The sequence below is a fragment of the Mycoplasma sp. CSL7503-lung genome (genome assembly GCF_025515455.1).
GTDB lineage: Bacteria > Bacillota_I > Bacilli_A > Mycoplasmatales > Metamycoplasmataceae > Mycoplasmopsis.
Window position 1 is genome coordinate 1 of record NZ_JAOPHP010000030.1, and the last position, 5,591, is coordinate 5,591.

A 5,591-nucleotide genomic window follows, 5' to 3' on the forward strand; every position below is an offset into this window, starting at 1 on the left:
TTTTGATATTGAAAACAAAGTAATAATATTGATTTTTTAAGTAAAATTTTAGATTTTTTTAGATCGTTAAGATATAATAAAAATACCAAGCACGAAAGTGTTGCACTTGATATTTCATTTTAGGATGAAATTAAGTTTTAATCCTTAATTTCATTTTTAATTATTCAATAATATTCATTTTTTTAATTTAAATAACTTTTAGCGGCACTTAATACTTTTAAATAAAAAACGAGGAGCAAATTTAACATAAAAATAATAAAATGTTTCTTAAATATTGGATCTATGTTTAATTTAGACTGATCATCCTTAAAATTCAATGTATTTAAATAAAAAACAAAAATGCTTTTTGCTTCAATACATCAAACAAAAAGTATAAGTTAATCGCCTAAATTCTTAACAATCACCTAAAAATATGCTATAATTAGGCGAAACAAAAGGATAGTGTGCGAATGAAAATATTCGATTATAAAAACTTAAAAAAACATAAATGAGATAGTGAAATAATAAATCTTTTAACACAAATTCATGAGCACAAAGGGAAGCAAGAACTTTTTTTAAAAAGAAAACCTGCTGTTTTAGATAAATTAGTTGAAATCGCTAAAATTCAAAGTGTAGAAGATTCTAATAAAATAGAAGGAATTGTAACAACTGCAGTTAGAATAAAAGAGTTGATGAATCAAAAAACTACACCCAAAAATAGAAATGAAGAAGAAATTATTGGATACAGAGATGTACTCAATACAATTCATGAAAGCTATGAGTATATTCCAATTAATAGTAACTATATTTTACAACTTCACAGAGATTTGTTTAAATATAGCGAAAAAGGAATTGGCGGTAGGTATAAAAGTACGCAAAACTCTATTATTGAAAAAGATAAGTACGGTAACATAAATGAAAGATTTAAACCTTTACCTGCGCATGAAACCCCGGATGCAATTAAAAATATTTGCAATGAATTAAATATTGAATTGGACAAAAAAGAAGTAGATTCACTACTTTTAATTCCAATTTTTATCCACGATTTTCTTTGTATTCATCCATTTAATGATGGAAATGGTAGAATGAGTAGATTGCTAACAACACTTTTATTATATAGACAAGGTTATGTTATTGGAAAATATATCAGTTTAGAAAGCAAAATCGAAAAAAATAAAGATAGTTATTATGTCGCTTTAGAAAAGAGCGGTATAGGTTGACACGACAACAAAGAAAACCCTTTACCATTTATAAAATATATTCTTAGAACTATATTAGCTGCTTATATTGATTTTGAAAAAAGAGTAGGTTATATAGAACAAAAAATTCCAACAATTGAACTTGTAAAAAATGCAATCGATAATAAGTTAGGAAAATTTACAAAGAATGATATGATGGAATTAGTTCCTAGCGTTAGTAAAGCTACAATTGAAAATATGTTAAAACAATTAGTGGAAGAAGATTATATTCAAAGACACGGAAAAGGTAAAGCTACTTTTTATGTTAAAAAATAAAATAAATTAATATGTTATACTATAATAATAGTAGTAACCATAAAATAGGATTAATCGATAATTTTATTTAAAAAATATATGTGAGGTAAAAACATGTCAACACGTAAACATAAAGAATATATAGAAAATGTTGATGATAGAGAAATTGCAATGCATAAATACATAAAATTATATTTAGAAAATAATGTTGATCATACTAAATTTGAAGTTGTACATAGAAATGATATTTTAATAAAAAATTTTAACGAACAGGATCAAGAATATTTTTATCAATTTTTATTAAATTCGCATAAAGAAATTGATTTATGCACTAAAAATAGTAAATTATGCCCTTTTGAAGTTTCAAAGGAAGAATTTATGGATATAGATTTAACTAAATATGAAAGAATACTCATTAAGCATATTTTCGAACTTTTTTAATAAATTCATTAATAAATTGAGAGGGTGCACGTAATTAGTGAGTTAAAAAACAAATTTAATTGAAAGCAATAACAAAATAGGTTAAACCCTATTTTTTTATTTTTGTCTTTACTAAGATATAATCATTTATGAACAATACCTATTTTAATTTTACAAACACCAAAACTCAAACTTGCTAAAATATAAAAAATAAAAATATCATTTTTTAAGATTAAATATTAAGTTAAAAACAATTATCTTTTTGTAAGATAACCAAAAAAAATAAGAAATGAAATTTTATACGAATAAATTTAAAAAATAAGTTTTTGTACTAGTTATTTATCAAAAAAATAATTTAACATCTAGAATTATTATTTTAGATAGAGAATACTATGTAATTAAATGGATATTCTAAAATATAATTCAATTAAAACACTTTATATATAAGTAAGCACTTTGGTTTTATTATTAAATCTTCAATAATGATAATTACAAAAATTGTTTATAATTAAAATATATTAAATTATAAGAAGGGATTAAATATATGGAAAATAAAGATTATTCTCAATTACTTGAGGATTACAAAAATAAAATTGATCAATTATCTGTAAATGATCTTAATAAAGATCAAAAAGCATTATGTAAAATGCTTTTAGATAATTTAAAAGATAAAACTCAACTTCAAAATGTATATCAATTTTTAATGCAAAGAGTAAAAATTGGTTTTACTTTTGATGCCGCACCTGAAATCAATAGTAAAATGATTTCGGTTCTTAAACACAACCAAGAAAAGTCTTTTAGCTTCAAAGAAGCTAAAAGCGAAAATACCTTAATCATAGGAGAAAACTATGATGTACTTAAGAATTTATTAGTAATAGAGAGAGAGAGAGTCGCGGCTTAGATTATAACTACGACGTAATATATATTGACCCTCCTTATAACACAGAATCAGCACATACAGATGGAAATAACTCTGCAAATGACAAAGAAAATGTTGGTGCTTCTAAATTTATATATCGTGACAAGTTTAACCGTAACGGTTGACTAAATATGATGAACGAAAGACTTAAATTGGCTAAAAAACTTCTCAAAGATGATGGAGTTATTTTTGTATCGATTGATGATAACGAACAAGCATATTTAAAGGTCTTGATGGACGAGATTTTTGGTGAAGAGAATTTTGTAGCGAATGTTTCTAGATTAACTACACCACATAGAGCTGATCAAGAAAAATTTTTGAACACTAATCACGATTATCTATTAATTTTTGCCAAAGATAAATATAATTTAAAAAAATTTAACAAAGTCATAAGAAAAGAAATTGATAATAATAAAGTAGAGATTGACGAATTTGGACGTAAATATATTGTAAATGACACATCAGCAATCTTAGCATCTGTCGGGCAAGGATATGTAACTTCGTTAGATTATGATATTGAAATAGATGGTCATATTTTTAAACCTATATTGTCAAACGGGGAACGTTGAAGATGATTATGAAGTAAACCAAGATTCGAAGCTGCTATTAAACATAAGATACTAAAATACAATAAGGAAAAAAATTCTATAAGAAAAATAAATTACTTAAATTATTACTTCGAAGAAAAAACAAATGAAATGGTCAAATCAAACAAAGAGTTTATGATCATGAACACAACAGAATTTATAACAAATCAAGACTTTAAAAATCTTAACGGTACAAAAGAAGTTAGTGAAATACTATTAAACTTTTCATTTCCTAAACCAGTAAATTTAATTACACAATTGTTAAGATTAATTCCCAACAAAAACGCTCGCGTTCTAGATTTCTTCGCAGGTTCAGGAACAACCGGTCACGCAGTTATGGAACTAAATAAAGAAGATGGAGGAAACAGAACTTTTACACTAGTAACTAACAATGAAAATAATATTGGTTATGAAGTTACTTACGAACGTTTATTTAGAATAAATAATGGTATTGGTACAAATAACGAAACTTTTAAATGAGCTGAAAAGAACGAACCATATAAACAAAATTTAAATGTTTTTGACCTAGAATATAGTAATATTAGTGTAGACCAAAACCAAATTAAAACAGAATATTTAATCGATACACTTAGAAATTCTTTATCTGAATTTGATGTGAAAAATATCACAGATGAAGAATTGCTTAATAATTTAAGTAACCTGTACTCATTAGAAGGTGATGATTCAAATGGAACCAACTAAAACTCAAAATAAAGCAATTTCTCAACTGTTAAAACATTTTAATAATTCATACATTGAAAATAAATCTAAAATAGTTGAATTTAAAGCTCCGACTGGTTCTGGTAAAACTTTTATGATTGCTAACTTCATTGATCGAGCAATTACTTTTAATAAAAAAAGAGAAAATAAACCTATTGTTTTTGTTGTTATGACATTATCTAATGCTGAATTACCTAAACAAATGGAAGAGAATTTTAACGATTATAATTTCTATTTAAAAAACAGAGACATTATTTTTGAAAGAAAAGAATCTCCGTCAAGTACTAAAAACAAAGCTAAGGATGCTGATTATACTTTTAGAGTAGAAAATAATAAAGTTTTTATACTTGGTGCATCTTCATTTGGTACAAATAGAATATATACCGAACAAGGTGTTTTAGACAAATTCATTTCTGAAATTTCAAATAACTACTTTGTTGTCTTTATCCGTGATGAAGCACATATTGGAACAAAAGAATCCGGCATCAAAGGTAAAAACAAAAAAGAAGCTGAAAACTTTTACAAAAAAATGATGAATGCTTCTGATTTTCAAATTAATATGACCGCTACACCTAAAGGTATATATGAACAGGTGAAAATTACTGAAAATGAACTCAAAGAAGATGATCCTATACTAATTAAAACTACAGGTTATTTAAATCAAGGTTTATCAGAAATTAATAGTGAACAAATTGATAATTTACAACTATTAGACATTGCATGCAATAAATTTAATCAAATTAAACAAAAATATATTACCGAAGAAGGGTTGATAGGTAATATCAATCCAGCTATGTTAATACAAGTTAATGATAAAAAGGAAAATGATACTGATTTTGATAAAAAAATTGAAAAAATAATTAAAAAATTAGAAGAGCATAATTTAACTTGAGCTAAATACTTTTCAAGTGAAAAAATTGACTCAAACATGCGCGGAAAAATCTCTTTAAGAGAGATTTCGAAAAAAAGTTCAGATATCGACGTAATAATCTTTAAAGTTGGTCCTGCAACTGGTTGAAATATTCCACGTGCTTGTATGTTAGTTCAACTACGTAATGTATATTCAGATAGTTTAAGTATTCAAACTCTTGGTCGTATCAAACGTAACCCAAGACCAAATTTTAATTTTAAAGATGATTCAATTGCATATCAATATTGAGTTTATTCTAATATTGATAATATTGATAAAATCGATAAAGAGAGAGAATTAAGTTCATATAAACTTAATAAAGAAAGTTTAAATGATAAGTTTTACTACGGAGAAATTAATAAAGAAGTAGAAAAAATAAATATTGATTTAAGTGAGCAAATTATTGAATTTATTAAAATAAACACTAATAAATTATTGTAAGTTAGGTGAAAAAAATTTGACACTCCAAAATAAAGGAGTGTTATTTTTATGTCCAAACATTTTACATTTGAACAAAAAGTTAAATATTGCAAAATTATTGATCAAACCGATTTTAAAACAGC

At 24.9% G+C, this 5,591-nt stretch carries 5 protein-coding genes; all 5 read left to right on the top strand.

Annotated features, from left to right (window positions below):
• Positions 1-449 precede the first annotated feature (449 nt).
• Positions 450-1,493: a Fic family protein gene (locus N9R85_RS03560; protein WP_262858619.1), complete on the top strand. Its 1,044-nt coding sequence runs from the start codon at positions 450-452 to the stop codon at positions 1,491-1,493.
• Positions 1,494-1,586: 93 nt separating this feature from the next.
• On the top strand, positions 1,587-1,913 hold the full coding sequence (locus N9R85_RS03565; protein WP_262858620.1) for a hypothetical protein: 327 nt from the start codon (positions 1,587-1,589) through the stop codon (positions 1,911-1,913).
• 523 nt (positions 1,914-2,436) lie between these two features.
• Positions 2,437-2,793, top strand: a complete 357-nt coding sequence (locus N9R85_RS03570) for a type III restriction endonuclease subunit M (protein WP_262858621.1) — start codon at positions 2,437-2,439, stop codon at positions 2,791-2,793.
• A 23-nt stretch (positions 2,794-2,816) separates the two neighbouring features.
• Positions 2,817-4,100 carry a site-specific DNA-methyltransferase gene (locus N9R85_RS03575; RefSeq protein WP_262858623.1) on the top strand — a complete coding sequence of 428 codons (1,284 nt, stop codon included), beginning with the start codon at positions 2,817-2,819 and terminating at the stop codon, positions 4,098-4,100.
• Positions 4,078-5,469: a DEAD/DEAH box helicase family protein gene (locus tag N9R85_RS03580; RefSeq protein ID WP_262858622.1), complete on the top strand. Its 1,392-nt coding sequence runs from the start codon at positions 4,078-4,080 to the stop codon at positions 5,467-5,469. The genes N9R85_RS03575 and N9R85_RS03580 overlap by 23 nt, the downstream gene beginning before the upstream one ends.
• Positions 5,470-5,591: the final 122 nt, after the last annotated feature.